This is a genomic window from Salegentibacter haimaensis, from assembly GCF_054121495.1.
This window is the reverse complement of the sequence record NZ_JBSYGH010000003.1, coordinates 1-18708: the sequence shown is the minus strand read 5'-3', so window position 1 is coordinate 18708 and position 18708 is coordinate 1. Positions and strand designations below refer to the sequence as shown.

Here is an 18708-nt window from a genome sequence, read left to right as displayed (position 1 = left end):
AATAAAATATGGGAATATGAGTGAGCCAAAGGCTTTAAACATATATAAAATATGTAAATTGCTCCGTTAGATTAATAGACCTTAATTAAACTTTATAATATGGCTGAAGGAGAAAAATTAATTCCTATCAACATTGAAGATGAAATGAAATCGGCCTACATTGATTATTCAATGTCGGTCATTGTGTCACGTGCCTTACCCGATGTGCGTGATGGTTTAAAGCCGGTTCACCGAAGAGTACTCTATGGAATGTATGAATTGGGAGTGCTTTCTAATCGAGCCTATAAAAAGTCTGCCAGAATTGTAGGAGAAGTTCTGGGTAAGTATCACCCTCATGGTGATTCCTCAGTTTATGATACTATGGTTAGGATGGCCCAGGAATGGAGTATGCGTTATATGCTCGTTGATGGACAGGGTAACTTTGGATCGGTAGATGGGGATAGTCCTGCAGCAATGCGATATACTGAAGCCAGAATGCGCAAGATTAGCGAAGATATGCTGGCCGATATCGATAAAGAAACTGTTGATACCCAGTTAAACTTCGACGATTCTCTTAGCGAACCCGTAGTTTTACCTACCCGAATTCCCAACTTATTGGTTAATGGTACCAGTGGTATCGCGGTGGGAATGGCTACCAATATGCCCCCTCATAATCTTTCTGAAGTTATAGACGGTACGGTGGCTTATATCGATAATAACGATATAGAAATCGACGAACTTATGGAGCATATTAAAGCTCCAGATTTCCCTACCGGCGGGACTATTTACGGTTACGATGGCGTTCGGGAAGCCTTTAAAACCGGAAAAGGCAGAGTGGTGTTAAGAGCTAAATCTCACCTTGAAGAAATCAATGGCCGGGAGTTTATCGTTGTGACCGAGATTCCCTATCAGGTGAATAAAGCCGATATGATCAAGAAAACGGCCGACCTGGTAAATGAAAAGAAAATCGACGGGATAAGCTTAATAAGAGATGAATCTGATAGAAACGGAATGCGTATCGTTTACCAGCTTAAACGTGATGCTATTCCAAATATCGTTTTAAATACCTTATATAAGCATACAGCACTTCAAAATAGTTTTAGTGTTAACAATATTGCCCTGGTAAAGGGTAGACCAGAACTTTTAAACCTAAAGGAAATTATTCATCATTTCGTAGAGCATCGTCACGAAGTGGTGGTGAGACGTACAGAATATGAATTAAGGAAAGCTGAAGAAAGAGCTCATATTCTAGAAGGTTTGATCATAGCTTCAGATAATATTGATGAAGTTATAGCTCTCATTCGTGCTTCCGGGAACGCCGAAGAAGCAAGGGAGAAACTTATCGAAAGGTTCGAGTTAACCGAAATTCAAGCCCGGGCAATCGTAGAGATGCGCCTAAGACAGTTAACCGGACTGGAGCAGGATAAACTTCGTGCAGAATACGAAGAAATTTTAAAGACCATTGAAGACCTTAAAGATATCCTGGCTCGTAAAGAGCGACGTATGCAGGTAATAAAAGATGAGCTAGAGGAAGTTAAAGAGAAATACGGTGACAAACGCCGTTCTGAAATTGAGTATTCTGGAGGTGATCTTAGTATAGAAGATATGATTCCAGATGAAAGAGTGGTAATCACCATTTCACATGCTGGTTATATTAAAAGAACTTCGCTTAATGAATATAAAACTCAAAACAGGGGTGGAGTAGGACAAAAAGGAAGCAACACCCGAAATGAAGATTTTCTTGAATATTTATTTTCGGGAACCAATCACCAGTATATGCTTTTCTTTACTCAAAAAGGAAAATGTTTCTGGATGCGGGTATATGAAATTCCTGAAGGAAGTAAAGCCTCTAAAGGTAGAGCTATTCAGAACCTAATCAACATCGAGCCCGATGATAAGGTGAAGGCCTTTATTTGTACCCAGGACCTCAAAGATGAGGAATATGTAAACAATCACTTTGTGATTATGGCCACCAAAAAAGGGCAGGTTAAAAAAACTTCGCTTGAGCAATATTCCCGTCCACGAACCAATGGAATCAACGCGATCACCATTAAGGAGGATGACGAATTACTGGAAGCTAAACTTACCAATGGAAACAGCCAGGTAATGCTTGCTGTTAAGAGCGGCAAAGCCATTAGGTTTGAGGAAAGTAAAACCAGGCCTATGGGACGAAATGCTTCAGGAGTACGAGGAATCACCCTGGCCAGTGAAGAGGATGAAGTGGTAGGAATGGTTGCAGTTGAAGAAATGGATTCTGATATCCTTGTAGTTTCAGAAAAAGGATATGGAAAACGTTCCAGCCTGGAGGATTACCGAATTACAAACCGTGGGGGTAAAGGGGTGAAGACCATTTCGATTACCGAAAAAACCGGAGAATTGGTAGCTATTAAAAATGTTAGCGACCAGGATGATATTATGATTATCAATAAATCTGGAATTGTAATTCGTATGGAAGTTTCCAGCCTACGAGTTATGGGACGTGCCACCCAGGGAGTTCGTTTAATCAATTTAAAAGGGAAAGACGCCATTGCTGCAGTAGCAAAAGTATTGCACGATGAAGATGACGTGGATGCTATGGATGATGCCGAAACCCCCGACAAACCTGCCGAACCTGGAACTGGCACAACAATTGCAGAAGATAGTACCGAATAAATAGTAAACCAAAACCAAATAGAATGAAAACTAATATTTTAAGCATTGCGCTGGCTTTTTCTACTCTAACGGCTCTGGCTCAAAAAGATGAGATTAAGAATGCCGGTGACGCTGTAGAAGACGGTAATTTTACACAAGCTCAGGCTGAAATTCAAAAAGCCGAGCCTAAATTAAGTGAGGCTAATAATCGCTGGACCGAGAGATTCTACCTTTATAAAGGTCAGGCTTACTGGCAAAATGGGCAGGCTACCAATGTAGATGACATTATTACTGCTGCTAAAGCTTTTGAACAGGCTGCAGAAATGGGGAATACAGACGCTTCTGAAACCCTGGTTCGGTTAAAAGATGAACTTATCAATAAAGCAGTAGCCGATCAAAATTCTCAGGAGTTTGGAAAATCTGCCGAGAAACTGTATGCTGCTTATAACATTAGCCCTCAGGATACCATTTACCTTTATTATGCTGCCAATTCTGCAGTTCAGGGTCAGGATTATGAGGTTGCTATCGATTATTTGAACCAGTTAAAAGCAATGGATTATGATGGTTCAGGTGTAGAATATTATGCAGTTAATACTGAATCTGGTGAAAAAGAACGTATGGGGTCTAAAGAACAAATGGACCTAATGGTTAAAACCGGACAGTATGAAAACCCTGAAGAAACCAAAGTTCCTTCTAAAAAAGGAGAAATAGCAGGACTTATTGCCAGAATTTATATTGCTGAAGAAGATTACGAGAAAGCAATCGCTGCTATGGATGATGCTAAAGCTACCAATCCCGATGATGCTTCTTTGCTTCAAGCTGAAGCCGATATGTATTATAGAATGGGAGAAAAGGATAAATACCAGGAGCTTATGAACGAGCTTGCTGAAAAATATCCAGATGACGCATCAATTCAGTATAATCTTGGTGTAACTTCAGCTGAATTGGGTGATAATGAAAAGGCTGTGGAATATTATAAAAGAGCTCTTGAAATCGATCCTGAAATGAATCAGGCCCGAATGAATATTATCGCTGCAATTCTTGCTAAAGAAAGAGCGCTTATCGATGAGATGAACAATCTTGGAATGAGTAAAGAAGACAGCAAGCGTTACGAGGAGTTGGAAGAGGAGAGAAAAGAGGTTTATAAAGAATCACTTCCTTATCTTGAAGCCGCTATTAAAGCTGAGCCGAACAACTTAGATGCCATTAGAACTGCAAGAAATATCTATACTCAATTGGATATGGAAGATAAAGCAGAAGAAATGAATGCTAAATTGGAGAATCAATAATAAATTCTTCAACACCAAATAATAAAGGAGGCTGTCTGAAAAGGCAGTCTCTTTTTTATTGGAAATAATTCAGGATAGTATTATTTTCATGGTATGAAAGCTAAAGTTGTATTTAAGACCTACGACCAATCCCAGTTAAGTCTTTTACCTCCCAGTTATGATGATTTGGTTCCTGCCCATCATCCCGTTAGAATCGTCAATACGATTATTGATCAAATCGACATTTCAGCTTTGGAGCGAAGCTACAAAGGTGGCGGTACTTCCAGTTACCATCCCCGGATGTTGCTCAAGGTTATAATCTATGCCTACCTGCGTAATATGTATTCCTCCCGGAAAATTGAACAGGCCTTGCAGGAGAACATTCATTTTATGTGGCTCAGCGGGCAATGTAAACCAGACCATAATACCATTAATGATTTTAGAGGCAAACGCTTAAAAGGGAAGTTTAAAAACATTTTTAACCAGGTAGTTCTTTTGTTAGCAGATCAGGGCGTATTATCCTTAAAGGAGCTTTTTGTAGATGGTACTAAGATAGAGGCCAATGCCAACCGATTTACTTTTGTATGGGGTAAATCGATTAAGAACAGTAAGGAGCGTATCAAGAAACAGCTGCGTGAACTCTGGTCGTATGTAGAAAAGGTTTATGACCAGGAGCAAATGCTTCCCAACACTCCAGATTTTGATGCTATCGATCCTGCTGAAGTTGCCAAAACCATCGATGCTATTAACGATGCATTAAAGGATAAAAAGATCGATCAAAAAGTAAAACAAAAGCTTCACTACGCTAAAAAGAACTGGCCGGCAAACCTAAAGAAATATCAGCAGCAGAAAGCCATTCTAGGCAAGCGCAACAGCTATAGTAAAACAGACCCTGATGCTACTTTTATGCGAATGAAAGATGATTATATGCAAAACGGGCAATTAAAACCCGGGTATAATCTTCAGGCCTCTTCCAATAATCAATTCATCACCAATTACACCTTAGCTCAAACCACGGCTGATACCACTACGCTAAAAAATCACTTACAGGATCATATCGATTCTTTTAACCAAACTCCTGAAACCCTCACTGCCGATGCGGGTTATGGCAGCGAAGAAAATTACAGCGATTTAGAACAAAAAGGAGTGACCGCCTTTGTTAAATATAACTACTTCCATAAAGAACAACGCGATAAAAAGCATCAGGAAAATCCCTTTCATCCTGATCATTTATTTTATAATAAGGAAACTGATACGTATTACTGCCCTATGGGCCAGGCGATGCAGAAAGTAAAATCCTATAAATCAAAAACCAAAAACGGTTTTATTCAAAAGGTTGATCGCTACCAGGCTCAAAACTGCCAGGGATGTCCTTTGCGGGGTAGCTGCCATAAATCAAAAGGGAATAGGATCATAGAGCGCAACCACAACCTGATTCGTCTCAAACAAAAAGCTAAAACCCTACTCCTAAGCGAAGCTGGTATAGCCCATCGCAAGCGTAGATGTTGGGACGTAGAAGCTATCTTCGGAAATATCAAACAAAATATGGGCTTCAAGCGATTTATGTTACGAGGGAAGGATAAAGTCACTACCGAAATAGGACTAATAGCGATGGCACATAACCTCAAAAAGTTCACTCTAGTACAGTGAGTAGGAACATCCTATTAACTTTTAACCCATAACGAATAACGAAAACAATAACATTGTAAAACTGCCTAAAGCAAGAATAAAAAAAGACCGTCTAAAAATAGCTTTTTAGACGGCCTCTTTTTATTCAAATTCAATTAGAGTGGAAACTTAAATAATCTTTTTAATAACTCTTAGTTGATGGGTATGGCGTCGCAATTCTGAATTGAATATACCTGAATGATCTATGCGATCTATTCTCACTTTTCCGTCTACGTGAATTATATGATTATCTTTCATCATAATCCCCACGTGATTAATTACCCCATCTTTATCATCAAAAAATGCCAAATCACCTGGCTCACTTTCTTCGATAAAACTTAAGGCTTCCCCTTGTTTGGCCTGTTGAGCTGCATCTCTTTTGAGTTTATAGCCATTTAGCTTATAAACCAATTGCGTGAAGCCGCTGGCATCAATTCCCAGGGCCGACCTTCCGGCCCAGGAATGTGGTGCATTTAATAACAATAAGGAAGTTTGAATCAAATTAATCTTCGGCTGAATACCCGAGATAGACTCCCCATCATAAGAATGCTTGAAAAATTCAAGGCTATTGAGTTGAGATCCCAGGGGAACAGGCATTATAAACTCATCAGCATCGATGATATACTCCAGAATTTCATTGCTTAATACAGGGTTCTGCTGCTGAAGCTGTAAAAAATGATCTTCCTCGATCTTGATAAATTGCTTGTTTGATATCCAGCCTTCAAAATCATCGAATGCAATACGGATTTTGCTCCAGGTTGCACGTTCTTCAAGTACTTTAAAATGTTCTCCATATAGAACCTGGGATAGCATCCCGCTTTCATAGCTCGCTGCCTCTCGCAGCGGTACTATCCCCAAATGGCAAATTCCGTATTGCATTAAATCTAAAGATCTAAAAAAAGTTTAGCTATTTCTTTCAATTACCATCGCCGATGCACCTCCGCCACCGTTACAGATTGCAGCAGCTCCAATTTTCGCATTTTGCTGTTCCAACACATTTAGCAGGGTAATTAAAATACGAACTCCACTACATCCCAGGGGATGGCCTAAAGAAACTGCACCACCATTAATATTTACTTTGGCAGGATCAAGATCCATCAATTTTGTATTAGCTAAACCAACTACGGCAAAAGCCTCATTGAATTCAAAGAAATCAACCTCTTCTTTAGAAACCCCGGCTTTTGCAAGTGCTTTAGGAAGGGCCTTGGCGGGAGCAGTTGTAAACCATTTAGGTTCCTGAGCTGCATCGGCAAAGCCTTTGATAGTAGCCAGAATTTTAAGTCCAAGTTCTTCAGCTTTCTCCCGGCTCATCAATATCATTGCACCCGCACCATCATTAATCGTAGAAGCATTTGCTGCGGTTACGGTTCCATCTTTGCTAAAGGCAGGTCGAAGAGAAGAAATTTTGTCCATACGAACATTTTTAAATTCCTCATCCTGGTTTACGATAATGGGATCACCCTTTCGCTGTGGTACTTCAACAGGTACAACTTCATTATCAAACTTACCTTCTTCCCAGGCTTTAGCCGATTTTTTATAAGAATCGATCGCGAAATTATCCTGGTCTTCCCGTGAAAAATTATATTCTGTGGCGCATAAATCGGCACAGGTGCCCATTGCATTCTGATCGTAGGCATCTACAAGCCCATCTTTTTGCATCCCATCGATCATTTGAGCAGGCCCAAATTTTTGACCATTCCGAAGATGTAAATAATGCGGGATCAAACTCATATTTTCCATTCCGCCGGCTACAACGATACTGGTATCGCCCAGGGCAATAGACTGTGCTGCCTGCATCACGGCTTTCATTCCGCTGGCACAAACTTTATTTACTGTGGTACAGGGAACCGTATCGGGGATTCCTGCTCCAAGAGCGGCCTGTCTGGCAGGAGCCTGGCCCACACCGGCCTGCACTACATTTCCCATTAATACTTCCCCAACCATTTCGGGCTTAAGATTGATTTTATCCAGAGCTCCTTTAATCGCTATTGAACCCAATTTGGTTGCGGGTACACTTGCCAGGCTTCCCAAAAAACTTCCAATAGGAGTTCGGGCCGCGCTAACTATTACTACTTCTTTCATGATTTATGTTTTGATTGTGTTGCGAATTTAGTGATTTTATAAGGAACTTAACAAGACTGCGAATTGCACGTCTATTTTTTAGTACATTTGAATTATAGCTTCGCTTCTATGATCAAATTCGTAAATAAACTTTATAAAAATCAGGCGCTTTTTTATAAGATTTTTCTGTTTGTAATTTCGGCGGTTTTAATTGTTTATATGTTGCCCAAAGGCGGGAAATTCAAATATGAAATTCCTAAAGGAAAGCCCTGGCAACACGAAAATTTATATGCACCCTTTGATTTTGCTATTCAAAAAACCGAGGAAGAACTAAACAGCGAGAGAGAAGCGATTAAACGGGATCATATCCCATATTTTCAATATAACCAGGCGATTCCGCCAACCGTGAAAACCGCTGCTACCAGCGAATTAAACGAGGTTTTTGCAGACAGCATTCTTTCAGTTTACCAGAACCAATTCAGCAGTTTTATTCAAAGTACTCTTGATGAAATCTATGAAAACGGACTCCTGCAGGAGAATATTCAGTTAGAGCCATCTCAACTGGTATACCTGCGAAAAGGGAATGAAGCCTATGAAATTTCGTATAGACGAATCCTGAAGCAATCAGACATCAGAGAATTTTTAAATGGTAAAATTTACGATAATGAATTGCTGGACTTTAATAACGAGCTGCTGGAGCTGTTTTTCAATATTATAGAACCCAATGTAGTTTACGATAGTGAGCTCACCGAAAAAGAATTGCAAAGTAAATTAAACAATATTTCCTATACCCGCGGAAATATTGAGCAGGGCAGCAGGGTGATCGCCAGAGGAGAAGTGGTAGAGGGCGATAAATACAATGCTCTTATGTCTTTAAAAGCTGAATATGAATCGCAACTTTGGAGCAAATCAAATCAAAGCTGGATTCTTTTCGGGTATATTGCCCTGGTAGCTTTGGCCTTGCTAATGTTGTTACTTTTTATTAGAAAATACAGGCCTCAAATTTTTGAAAATAATGTAAAGGTCACCTTTATCTTCTTCAATATCCTGTTTATGGTATTGCTCACCAGTGTGGTGGTTAGATTTGATGTAGATTTTGTGTATATGGTCCCCCTGTGTATTTTGCCTTTAACCCTTAAAGCATTTTTCGATGCCCGCCTGGGCCTGTTCACACACGTTATTACTGTATTACTGCTTGGATTTATAGTGCCTAATAGTTATGAATATATGTTTTTGCAAATTATAGCGGGAATTGTTACTATACTCACCATTTCCGAGCTTTATAAGCGAGCTAATTTATTTATCTCGGTGGGTCAGATTACCCTGGTTTATATCATTTCCTATTTTGCTTTTACCATTATTCAGGAAGGGAATATTGCCGATGTGGAAGCAGCAGTGTTTTTAACCTTTTTGCTGGGTGGATTGGCCACGCTCTTTGTGCAGCCTTTAATCTATATCTATGAAAAAATCTTCGGAATGGTTTCCGATATGTCCCTGCTGGAATTATCTGATACCAATTCGAAACTATTGAAAGAACTTTCAGAAAAAGCACCCGGTACCTTTCACCATTCCCTAAACGTAGCTAACCTGGCTGAAGCAGCGGCCAACGAAATCAATGCGAACGCTATGTTGGTTAGGGTAGGAGCCTTATATCACGATGTGGGGAAAATGCACAATCCAACCTATTTTACCGAAAATCAAACCACTTCGGTCAATACTCATGATGAACTCGATCCCCGGGAAAGTGCGAGAATTATTATTGAACACGTGATTAAAGGAATTGAAATTGCCAAGAAGAATAATCTGCCAGATAGGGTGATTGATTTTATTAGAACCCATCACGGCACCACCCTGGTTTATTACTTTTATATGAAAGAAAAGGAGATGAATCAGGCCGTCGATGAAGATTATTTTAGATATCCCGGGCCCATTCCTTTTAGTAAGGAGACTGCAATTTTAATGATGTGTGATAGTGTAGAGGCGGCAAGTAAGAGTTTAAAAGAGCCCACAGCCGGACTCATTGATAACTTCGTTGAAAAAATTATCAATAAACAAATGGAAGAAGGTCAATTTTTGAATTCCAATATCACCTTTAAGGAAATTCAACAGGTGAAAAAAATTCTAAAGCGTAAGCTTAAAAATATCTTTCACCTGCGTATTGAATATCCTGAATAATCAATGGATGTTTAATATTTCGTGCTCCTCACCATTAATGGTAAATTTCTCTCCAACATCCTTACCTTTCATCGCCTGGTAAATGGGTGCTTCGGTTGAAATGGCATATACGGTACTCCCGTCTTCCATAACGATTTTTCCGAGGGGTATAGAAATGAAATAGTAATTTCGGTCTGTCTCAACGATACTTCCAAAATTTATTTTCTGGCTGTAATGTTCCTGGTCTATTTCCTGAAGTTTTTCTTTCATTTCTCTCGAATCGCTAAGGTAACCGGCATATTGTTCAAATTCGCCTAATAACTGGCCCTTATTATCTTCATCGTAATCGGTCTTAATATCATTAGCTTCCATAGATTCCTTGATGTTATCCATTTCGCTTTGATACTTTTCGATGCGTTTATTTACCGCCTCCAGGCATTTGAAGTATAATTCTTTTTTATTGATGTCCATATTTAATTGGTTTAAATGCTTTTTTTAAAATTACATATCGCCTAAGAGCTTAAAGAATTTTTAGCATAAATTTAGTATCCCGGGGACGAGAGTCTCGCCTTGCCTTTCATAAGTATATAGACTTATATTTTAAAATTATAAGGTTTTTAGCTTATTTTATATAATTATAAGTTTTTTGACTTATATTTGAAGTATGAAAGCCGTAATCACAGCAGATTTAATTGACTCGACTCAATACAGGAAAAGCCTGCTTGAGAAGGTAATCACTGCACTAAATCAAGAGTTTATAAACCTTGGGTTGAAACCAAATGAAGAGTATCAGTTCTACAGGGGTGATAGTTTTCAGCTCATCACCACGGAATCAAAGGCTCTGAATATTGCCTTAAGACTCAAATCCCTGGTAATTAAAACCGGAACTCCTGCAAATCTACGCCTGGCAATAGGCGTTGGGAAGATAGAACATCCTGCTAAAAATATCGCTGAGGCCAATGGCGAGGCTTTTAGATTTTCAGGCTTAAGTTTGGATGAAATGAAATATGAACTGGCTTCCATACGTTTAAAAACTCCCGGCATTGATATTAATGCCGAGTTTAGGGTACACTTTTTATTGCTGGAAGAAATCATGCAACGCTGGAGCACGGCGTCGGCCGAGGTTATTTATTACCTGCTTCAGTCAAAAAAAGAAGCTGAAATTGCCGAAATTTTAGGCATAAGCCAATCGGCGGTGAACCAAAGAAAAAAGACGGCGGCCTGGCATTCCCTTCAGGCATTATTGATACATTATGAAAATCTAATTCCGAAAAAACTCAAGAATGGATAATCTTTACCTGGTTTTACTGCAATTGCTCGCGGCACATCTAATTACAGATTTTGTATTGCAACCGGGTTCCTGGATAGTTCACAAAAGAAAATTTAAGGCCAAATCGCTTTACCTTTATCTACATGCTTTTTTAGCCGGCTTCTTGAGCCTGGTTTTCCTTTTGAATTTTAATTTATGGCAAGTAGGCTTAGCTATTGCAGTTACTCACTTCTTTATAGACCTTTGGAAATTAAACCAACCCAAAGATGATCTAAAAACATTTTTGCTTGATCAACTTTTGCATCTTATCATTATAGGACTCGCCTGGCTATATATAATTTCAGGTTTTCAAGAAGTAGGGGGCTGGATAAGCCAGGCATTGAATTCCACCAAATTTTTGGCCATAACGCTGGCTTATCTTTTCGTGATTTTCCCAGCGGGCTATCTTATTGGAAAAGCCACCAGGCGCTGGCAGGATGAAGTGGAAAGCACACAAAAACAGAATAGCCTGGAAGCCGCAGGCAGGTATATAGGAATCTTTGAACGCATTCTAATCCTGAGTTTTATACTAACTCAAAACCTCCCGGCCATCGGATTTTTAATCGCAGCCAAATCAATTCTGCGGTTCAGCGATAAGAGCGATACAGGCGCCCGTAAACAAACCGAATATGTATTAATTGGAACTCTTATGAGTTTTGCAATTACAATTCTAGCCGGTTTGCTGGTAAATTACATCGCGTTCCAGTAATTGAACGTTGCTTTGTAATTGTTGAATTACAATATTCATCATCCTCTTATTAAGAGCCGAAGAATTTTTAATGTATTCCCGGTATTCCTCAATACTAAATTGACCAATCACCATTCCCTTCAGGCTATTTCTAAATTTAATATCCTTTTGTATGGCATTGGCGATATATATTAAACGGCGATCGGGGTTTAGCTCATAAAATGCATTTTTGTGTTTATTGATGTAATTTCTGAAGGCTTCCAGCAACAAATCTCTTTGTAGCTTAATAACGGGGCGTAGAGTACGGTTTTGGAATTGTTCATCGGTACTCATTTTTTCTGAAACCCTTGCCGAAGGAATCTCGGGCCGGATCTCGAGCAAACGAAGGTCTCTTGAGTCCATAAGTATGAAAGTTTCTTAAATGTAATCAATTTAAAGTTGCATTTTACGACAGTACCAACTACTTGTAAACCATTTATAAACAATTCTTTCAAGTTAAAATCCTCTTAATCGTTCCGGGTAGGCGCAGGCTAATTTTTATCTTTAAAAGAAAGCCTGAAAAATTATGATTAAATCCTATAATCCCTACACCGGGGAACTGCTTAAAGAATTTAAAGAACTCACCAAAAGCCAAATCGATACAAAGCTGGAGAATGCTCAAAAAAGCTTTCTTTCCTGGAAAAAAAATTCACTGGAAGAGCGTTCCAAAAAAATGAAAGCTGCGGCCCGGGAGCTTAAAAAGAATAGCCGGGAATATGCAGAAGATATAACCAGAGAAATGGGGAAACCCATTCAGCAGGCTATTGCAGAAATCGAAAAGTGCGCCTGGGTTTGCGAATATTATGCTGAAAATGCCAAAAATCACCTGGCCGATGAAAAAATTGAAACCGACGCCCATACTTCCTATATTAGTTACGAACCTCTTGGGGTGGTGCTCGCCGTAATGCCATGGAATTATCCGTTCTGGCAGGTTTTTAGGTTTGCAGCCCCTGCACTTATGGCAGGAAATATAGCGGTATTAAAACACGCCAGCAATGTGATGATTTCTGCTAATAATATTCAAAAAGTATTTGAACGGGCCGGATTTCCCGAAAACTGTTTTCAAAACCTGGTAATTGGAAGCGCTAAAGTTGAAGATATCATTAGAGATTCCCGAATAAAAGCAGTTACTCTAACCGGAAGCACCCCGGCAGGAAAATCTGTCGCTGCCATAGCGGGTGATGAGATAAAAAAATCGGTGCTTGAGCTAGGTGGAAGCAATGCCCTGGTGGTTTTAAAAGATGCCGATATTGAAAAAAGCGTGGAGAAATGCGTGATGGCCAGGTACCAAAATACAGGGCAGAGCTGTATCGCCGGGAAACGATTACTTCTGCAGGAAGATATTGCCGAAGATTTTCTCGAAAAATTCACTAAACAGGTGAGAGAACTCAAAAGCGGCGACCCAATGAACGAGGATACTTTTATTGGAGTTTTAGCCCGGGAAGATCTTGCTGAAGAACTTTATGAGCAGGTTCAAAATTCGGTGAAGAAGGGAGCAAAAATTCTACTGGGAGGAAAAAAGGATAAGGCTTATTTCGAGCCTACTATAATAGATGAAGTAAAACCGGGTATGCCGGTTTTTGATGAAGAAACCTTTGGGCCTGCAATCTCGGTTACCCGTTTTAAAGATGAATCTGAAGCCATAGACCTGGTGAACCAATCTAAATTTGGGCTGGGAGTTTCAGTCTTTACTGAAGATTTGGATAGGGCGGCAAAATTAATCCCTGAATTTGAGGATGGGGCGGTATTTATTAATGAATTGGTGAAAAGTGACCCGCGACTGGCCTTTGGAGGTACAAAAATTTCAGGTTATGGCCGCGAACTTTCACGCCACGGAATACAGGAGTTTGTAAATAAAAAAACCGTGTATTTCAATAAATTTTAAAATTTGAATTATGGAAAAACAACAAATAGCAGTAACTGTAGACTCGGTAATTTTTTGCAATTTGAATAATCACTATAAGGTGTTATTGATTCAGCGTAAAAATGAACCCTTTAAACAACAATGGGCCTTACCCGGCGGATTTGTAGAAGAGACCGAAGACCTGGAAGAAGCGGCGCGTCGTGAACTCGCCGAAGAAACCGGGGTAGAAGTCAAATCTATGCAACAGGTAAGTGCTTTTGGCAAACCGGGACGCGATCCCAGGGGTAGAACCATTTCTATTGCCTTTCTAAGCAGAATTTATTGTGAGGAAGATTTAAAACCCGGAACCGATGCAGGAGACGCGCGCTGGTTCGATATGAACAAATTACCCGAGTTGGCCTTCGATCACAAGGAGATCATCAAAACCGCCTGGGAATATCTCTAAAAATCACCGCTTATTTTTCTGAATTTTTAAACAGCAAACCGGTCAAATTTGGATTTTCGAAAAAGCGAACCTCCTATTTTAATGCCAGTTTTTTATTCTTTATTTTTAAAAGAAAAAGATGAGATTTCATACCCGAAAATGGATAAAACCGCAGGACCTAAATCCCAACCAAACTTTATTTGGAGGGAGATTGCTGGAGTGGATAGATGAAGAATGTGCGCTTTACAGCATAGTTCAACTCGAAAACCCACGTACGGTTACCAAGTATATGAGCGAAATTAATTTTCAGAATTCGGCGCGTCAGGGTGACATTGTAGAAATTGGAATTGAAGTGCTTAAGTTTGGCAGCACTTCTCTTACACTTAGATGCGAAGTTAGAAATAAAATGACCCGCTCTACTATAATAAGCATCGATAAGATCATTATGGTTACCTTAGATGAAAATGGAAATCCAAGCCCGCACGGAAAAACCCAGATAGAATACGTTAAAGACAGGTTGGAGAATCGGGCTTAATTGTTAGCTTCTTTTTTCTCCTTTTCCTCCTGGTCTTCAATGATTTGGTTGGCCTCTTTTAATTCTTCAAGAGTAGGTGGTTCGGGATCCTGTTCCAGGGCTCTTTCAGGCTCCAGGCTAAGGGAGGCATAAATAGGAAAATGATCAGATTTGATGTCTTTTCCCAGTTCGAGGTCGATTAGCCTGAATTCAGAAGTTGTAAATATATGATCCAACGGCCAGCGCAGTAATAAATTCTTAGCGTTGAAGGTATTATAGAAACCGCGGCCTGCCCGAACGTCCAATAATTTTCCTGTTTTTTGAAATAATCCCGTTGTAGCCGACCAGGAAACATCATTAAAATCTCCAATTACAACCACCGGAATTTCAGATTCCCTGGATAGTTTAGCAACTTTCATCATCTCTGCATCCCTGTCGGTGGAAGAAGGATTGTGTTGGGGCATTGGGGGAGTTGGGTGTATGGCGTAGAGTTGAATTTCATCACCCGACTTCAGTTTTACCTTTGCGTGAATGGACGGAATACTATCGTCTACTAAATATCTTACTTCAGGATCTATAAGTTCAAGCCTGGAATAAAGCAGCATTCCGTAGGTATTATCAAGTGGAACTTCAACCCGGTAGGGATAATTACCCGGAAGATTTTCTTTGATGAAATTCATCCATCGGGTATTGGTTTCGGTAAAAACCATAACATCGGCATTGAGTCTTTTTATTTCATCTCTCAGCGGAAGCATCTCTTCATTTTTCTGCAACACATTGGCCGTCATAATGCTAAAGCCCGAATCGCCAACCTGTTCTTCTGCATCACCAATTTCAAAGGGATATAACGGTGTATAAGCTGAAATTTTTGCAAACTGGTATAGGAAGCAGGTTAAAAGCACCCCCATAAAAATATAATCCCGAATTTCTTTAATTTCAAACCGAATGAAATATGCAGCCAGTGCCGCGAGACTTAAAAGGGTTAACTGAATATGCGGAAAATCAAATACTCTAATCCACCAAAAATCGGCAGCAATTAAAGGAATAAGCGTAAGCAGTACCGCTACAAGTCCAAAAGCCTGTAAAAATCGTTTTAAATCCATAAAAGATGTTTGATAGGTAAGGCTAATGTAGCTGAATATTAATCGGTGGGTTTATGCTTTTCTAAATATTTAACAATATCGTCACCCGAGGGGCTCTCAAAAAGCTGCAAATCAAAGTAGGGGAGAGCGGCAATTACATGATCGAAAATATCGGCGGTGATATATTCAAAATTTTCCCAGCGTTTATCACGGCTAAAGCATAAAATTTCCAGCGGTATACCGTGCGAAGTAGGCGCTAAATGCCTTACTATGATATACATTTCTTTATGTATCGCCGAATGATTTCTAAGATAACTATCTACGTATTTTCTAAAAATCCCGAGGTTGGTTTGATTTCTACCATTTATGGGAAGACTTTTATCTACTTCGCTTTTAAAATTATAGTCATCGATTTCTTTCTGGCGGGTTTCAAGATAGGGTTTGATGAGTTGAATTTTCTTAAATTTTTCAAGCTCTTCAGAAGTGACAAATCTCACTGAATTTTGTTTGACATATACTGCCCGTTTTATTCTACGTCCTGGCGATTCCTGCATCCCCCGCCAGTTATGAAAAGAATCTGAAATAAGACTATAGGTAGGAATCGTGGTATAGGTATTATCCCAGTTTTGCACTCTAACCGTGGCCAGGTTAATTTCGGTTACGGTACCATCGGCTCCATACTTACTAAATGTAATCCAGTCGCCAATGCGTACAATGTCATTAACTGTTACCTGGATTGATGCTACAAAGCCGAGGATGGTGTCTTTGAAAATAAGCAAAAGCACTGCAGAAGCAGCTCCCAGGGAAATCAGAAATTTAATGACCGACTCACCCGTTATTTCAGCAAAAATAAAGAGGAAGCCTATGAGCCAAATCACAATCATTACTACTTGTGTGTAACTTTCTACAGGCTTGTCTTTAAATGACTCGCGGGTTTTTAAATAAACTTTAGAGGTGCGTAAAAAACTGCGTAGTACCCAAACCGTTAAGATGATGAGATAGATATGAAATAAAAACTCAAATGCCCGAACCACCGGTGGAAAGTCTACCAGGATCATTGGGACCAGGTAGTGGAGTAAAATAAGCGTGGGTACCTGGCTTATGTACTTCGGAAAATTGGTTTGAATTAAATAATCATCAAAGGTAGTTTTGGTCTTGTTGGTGAAGTTTTTAAATGCTTCAACTACAAAATTACGGGTAAGGTAATTAATGCCCATAATTAGTAGTATGAGCAAAAATATGTTGATGAGTAAATTGAGGTACTGGGCGGCCTCAGGATACATCCCCTGGCTTATGAACAGCTCTTCCAGATAGCAAATCGCAGATTTAATCCAATCCCTTACTTCCATAGACTTTTATAGGTAACGTTTTTCCATATAAAATGGTCCAAAAGGCACGAGCGAACAGGCCATTACGATAAACAATTCGCGGGTGCTCCATCCCATTTTTTGCTGAATAAAGATCGCGCCCATAATATAGGCTATAAATAATACGCCGTGGGCCATACCAACCTGGCGCACCATTTCGGGGGAATCAAAAAGATATTTTAGCGGCATGGCTAAAAAGAGCAGGATTAAAAATGACCAGCCTTCCAGGATACTTATCCATTTAAAAACCTGTTTTTGTCGGGTGATTTCCATACTATTAGAATTTGGTGGCAAAGATAAATTTTCTACCTCACTTCACCCAGTAGATTCTATTATTTCAAATCACCTTAGATTGCTGCAATTAGCGTTTTATTAACTGGCCAAAGCCTTATTAATTCCTTAATTTGTGCCTCTAAATGAAAATTGAAAAAATGAAACCAAAAATATTGGTAACCGGAGGCCTTGGGTTTATAGGTTCTCATACTGTAGTTGCCTTGCTGGAAGATGGTTACGACGTCGTAATTATAGATGATCTTTCAAATTCCTCGATTGATGTTTTGGGAGGTATAACCAAGATCACGCAAAAAACCCCCGAGTTCGAAAATATTGATTTGAGAGATAAAGGTCGTGTAAAGGAATTTTTTAATGACTATCCCGATATTGAAGGAGTAATACATTTTGCTGCTTCAAAGGCGGTGGGCGAAAGTGTTGAAAACCCGCTTTTATATTATGAAAATAATTTATCCAGCCTCATTTATCTTTTAAAAGAACTAAATCGCAAAGATGAACCTAAATTTATTTTTAGCTCTTCCTGTACGGTTTATGGGCAGGCCGATAAACTGCCTATAGATGAGAATGCTCCCGTAAAAAAAGCCGAATCTCCTTATGGAAATACCAAGCAGGTAGGCGAGGAAATCATAGCCGATACCTGTAAAACCAGGGATTCTTTTAAAGCGATTGCGCTAAGATATTTTAATCCCATAGGAGCACACCCCAGTGGGGAGATTGGAGAACTACCGATAGGAACTCCCCAAAACCTGGTTCCTTTTATTACGCAAACCGCGATTGGAAAAAGGGAGAAGTTAAGTGTTTTTGGAGATGATTATCCCACGGCCGATGGGACTTGTATTCGGGATTATATTCACGTGATGGATTTAGCCAGGGCTCACGTTGTTGCTTTAAACCGTTTGATGGAGGGTAAAGAAAAGCAAAATTACGAGGTGTTTAATCTGGGAACCGGTAAAGGAAACTCGGTATTGGAAGTGATAGAATCTTTTGAAAAATCTACCGGAGAAAAATTGCCGTATCAAATCGCTACAAGGAGAGAGGGAGATATTATTTCTGCCTTTGCCGATACAACTAAAGCTAATGAAATTTTGGGCTGGAAAGCAGTTCACAATCTCGATGAAGCCCTGGCCAGTGCCTGGAAATGGGAAAAAGTTGTAAAAGAACGGGAAGAAAAATCTTCCGAAGAGTAAAAAGAAGAGGCTGTCTGAAAAGGCAGTCTCTTTTTTATTGGAAATAATTCAGGATAGTATTATTTTCATTGTATGAAAGCTAAAGTTGTATTTAAGACTTACGATCAATCCCAGTTAAGTCTTTTACCTCCCAGTTATGATGATTTGGTTCCTGCCCATCATCCCGTTAGAATCGTCAATAC

Annotated in this window: 17 protein-coding genes; 10 read left to right on the top strand and 7 right to left on the bottom strand. The window is 39.6% G+C overall.

Annotated features, from left to right (window positions below; genetic code table 11):
* The first annotated feature begins 99 nt into the window (after positions 1–99).
* The 3 genes from gyrA (at position 100) to ACW6QP_RS04545 (ending at position 5528) form a co-directional block, all read left to right on the top strand.
* Complete coding sequence (gyrA, locus tag ACW6QP_RS04555) at positions 100–2631, top strand: DNA gyrase subunit A (RefSeq protein ID WP_457909667.1); 2532 nt, start codon at positions 100–102, stop codon at positions 2629–2631.
* 23 nt (positions 2632–2654) lie between these two features.
* Entirely contained in the window at positions 2655–3899 is a 1245-nt protein-coding gene (locus tag ACW6QP_RS04550; protein ID WP_457909666.1) for a tetratricopeptide repeat protein, read from the top strand.
* 93 nt (positions 3900–3992) lie between these two features.
* Positions 3993–5528 carry an IS1182 family transposase gene (locus ACW6QP_RS04545; RefSeq protein ID WP_457909665.1) on the top strand — a complete coding sequence of 512 codons (1536 nt, stop codon included), beginning with the start codon at positions 3993–3995 and terminating at the stop codon, positions 5526–5528.
* Positions 5529–5675: 147 nt separating this feature from the next.
* Here ACW6QP_RS04545 and ACW6QP_RS04540 read toward each other — a convergent pair whose 3' ends face one another.
* Complete coding sequence (locus tag ACW6QP_RS04540; RefSeq protein ID WP_457909664.1) at positions 5676–6425, bottom strand: C40 family peptidase; 750 nt, start codon at positions 6423–6425, stop codon at positions 5676–5678.
* A gap of 24 nt (positions 6426–6449) precedes the next feature.
* Complete coding sequence (locus ACW6QP_RS04535) at positions 6450–7631, bottom strand: acetyl-CoA C-acyltransferase (protein WP_457909838.1); 1182 nt, start codon at positions 7629–7631, stop codon at positions 6450–6452.
* Positions 7632–7736: 105 nt separating this feature from the next.
* On the opposite strand from ACW6QP_RS04535, the gene ACW6QP_RS04530 reads away from it, so the two are divergent.
* Positions 7737–9782, top strand: coding sequence for an HD family phosphohydrolase (locus ACW6QP_RS04530; protein ID WP_457909663.1), 2046 nt, complete (start codon positions 7737–7739; stop codon positions 9780–9782).
* Here the strand turns inward: ACW6QP_RS04530 and ACW6QP_RS04525 are convergent, their stop codons facing one another.
* Complete coding sequence (locus ACW6QP_RS04525) at positions 9783–10232, bottom strand: transcription elongation factor (RefSeq protein WP_457909662.1); 450 nt, start codon at positions 10230–10232, stop codon at positions 9783–9785.
* Positions 10233–10425: 193 nt separating this feature from the next.
* Between ACW6QP_RS04525 and ACW6QP_RS04520 the strand changes: the two genes are divergently transcribed.
* Positions 10426–11052: a hypothetical protein gene (locus ACW6QP_RS04520; RefSeq protein WP_457909661.1), complete on the top strand. Its 627-nt coding sequence runs from the start codon at positions 10426–10428 to the stop codon at positions 11050–11052.
* Positions 11045–11779 carry a DUF3307 domain-containing protein gene (locus ACW6QP_RS04515; protein WP_457909660.1) on the top strand — a complete coding sequence of 245 codons (735 nt, stop codon included), beginning with the start codon at positions 11045–11047 and terminating at the stop codon, positions 11777–11779. The genes ACW6QP_RS04520 and ACW6QP_RS04515 overlap by 8 nt, the downstream gene beginning before the upstream one ends.
* Here ACW6QP_RS04515 and ACW6QP_RS04510 read toward each other — a convergent pair.
* Positions 11741–12160, bottom strand: a complete 420-nt coding sequence (locus ACW6QP_RS04510; RefSeq protein WP_457909659.1) for a glyoxalase — start codon at positions 12158–12160, stop codon at positions 11741–11743. The genes ACW6QP_RS04515 and ACW6QP_RS04510 overlap by 39 nt on opposite strands.
* 163 nt (positions 12161–12323) lie before the next feature.
* Between ACW6QP_RS04510 and ACW6QP_RS04505 the strand changes: the two genes are divergently transcribed.
* From ACW6QP_RS04505 to ACW6QP_RS04495, 3 genes are all read left to right on the top strand, one after another.
* Entirely contained in the window at positions 12324–13682 is a 1359-nt protein-coding gene (locus ACW6QP_RS04505) for an NAD-dependent succinate-semialdehyde dehydrogenase (protein WP_457909658.1), read from the top strand.
* 10 nt (positions 13683–13692) lie between these two features.
* Entirely contained in the window at positions 13693–14106 is a 414-nt protein-coding gene (locus tag ACW6QP_RS04500) for an NUDIX domain-containing protein (protein ID WP_457909657.1), read from the top strand.
* Positions 14107–14224: 118 nt separating this feature from the next.
* A complete protein-coding gene (locus tag ACW6QP_RS04495; RefSeq protein WP_457909656.1) occupies positions 14225–14620 on the top strand; it encodes an acyl-CoA thioesterase in 396 nt (131 codons plus the stop codon).
* On the opposite strand, the gene ACW6QP_RS04490 is transcribed toward ACW6QP_RS04495, so the two are convergent.
* From ACW6QP_RS04490 to ACW6QP_RS04480, 3 genes are read right to left on the bottom strand one after another with little or no spacing between them, the layout of a single operon-like run.
* The gene (locus ACW6QP_RS04490; protein WP_457909655.1) at positions 14617–15702 is read right to left on the bottom strand and encodes an endonuclease/exonuclease/phosphatase family protein; all 1086 of its coding nucleotides are present in this window, start codon (positions 15700–15702) and stop codon (positions 14617–14619) included. The genes ACW6QP_RS04495 and ACW6QP_RS04490 overlap by 4 nt on opposite strands.
* 38 nt (positions 15703–15740) lie before the next feature.
* Positions 15741–17030 carry a mechanosensitive ion channel family protein gene (locus ACW6QP_RS04485; RefSeq protein WP_457909654.1) on the bottom strand — a complete coding sequence of 430 codons (1290 nt, stop codon included), beginning with the start codon at positions 17028–17030 and terminating at the stop codon, positions 15741–15743.
* A 6-nt stretch (positions 17031–17036) separates the two neighbouring features.
* On the bottom strand, positions 17037–17321 hold the full coding sequence (locus tag ACW6QP_RS04480; RefSeq protein WP_457909653.1) for a DUF3817 domain-containing protein: 285 nt from the start codon (positions 17319–17321) through the stop codon (positions 17037–17039).
* A 158-nt stretch (positions 17322–17479) separates the two neighbouring features.
* Between ACW6QP_RS04480 and galE the strand changes: the two genes are divergently transcribed.
* Positions 17480–18526: a UDP-glucose 4-epimerase GalE gene (gene galE, locus ACW6QP_RS04475; RefSeq protein ID WP_457909652.1), complete on the top strand. Its 1047-nt coding sequence runs from the start codon at positions 17480–17482 to the stop codon at positions 18524–18526.
* The last annotated feature ends 182 nt before the right edge of the window (positions 18527–18708 follow it).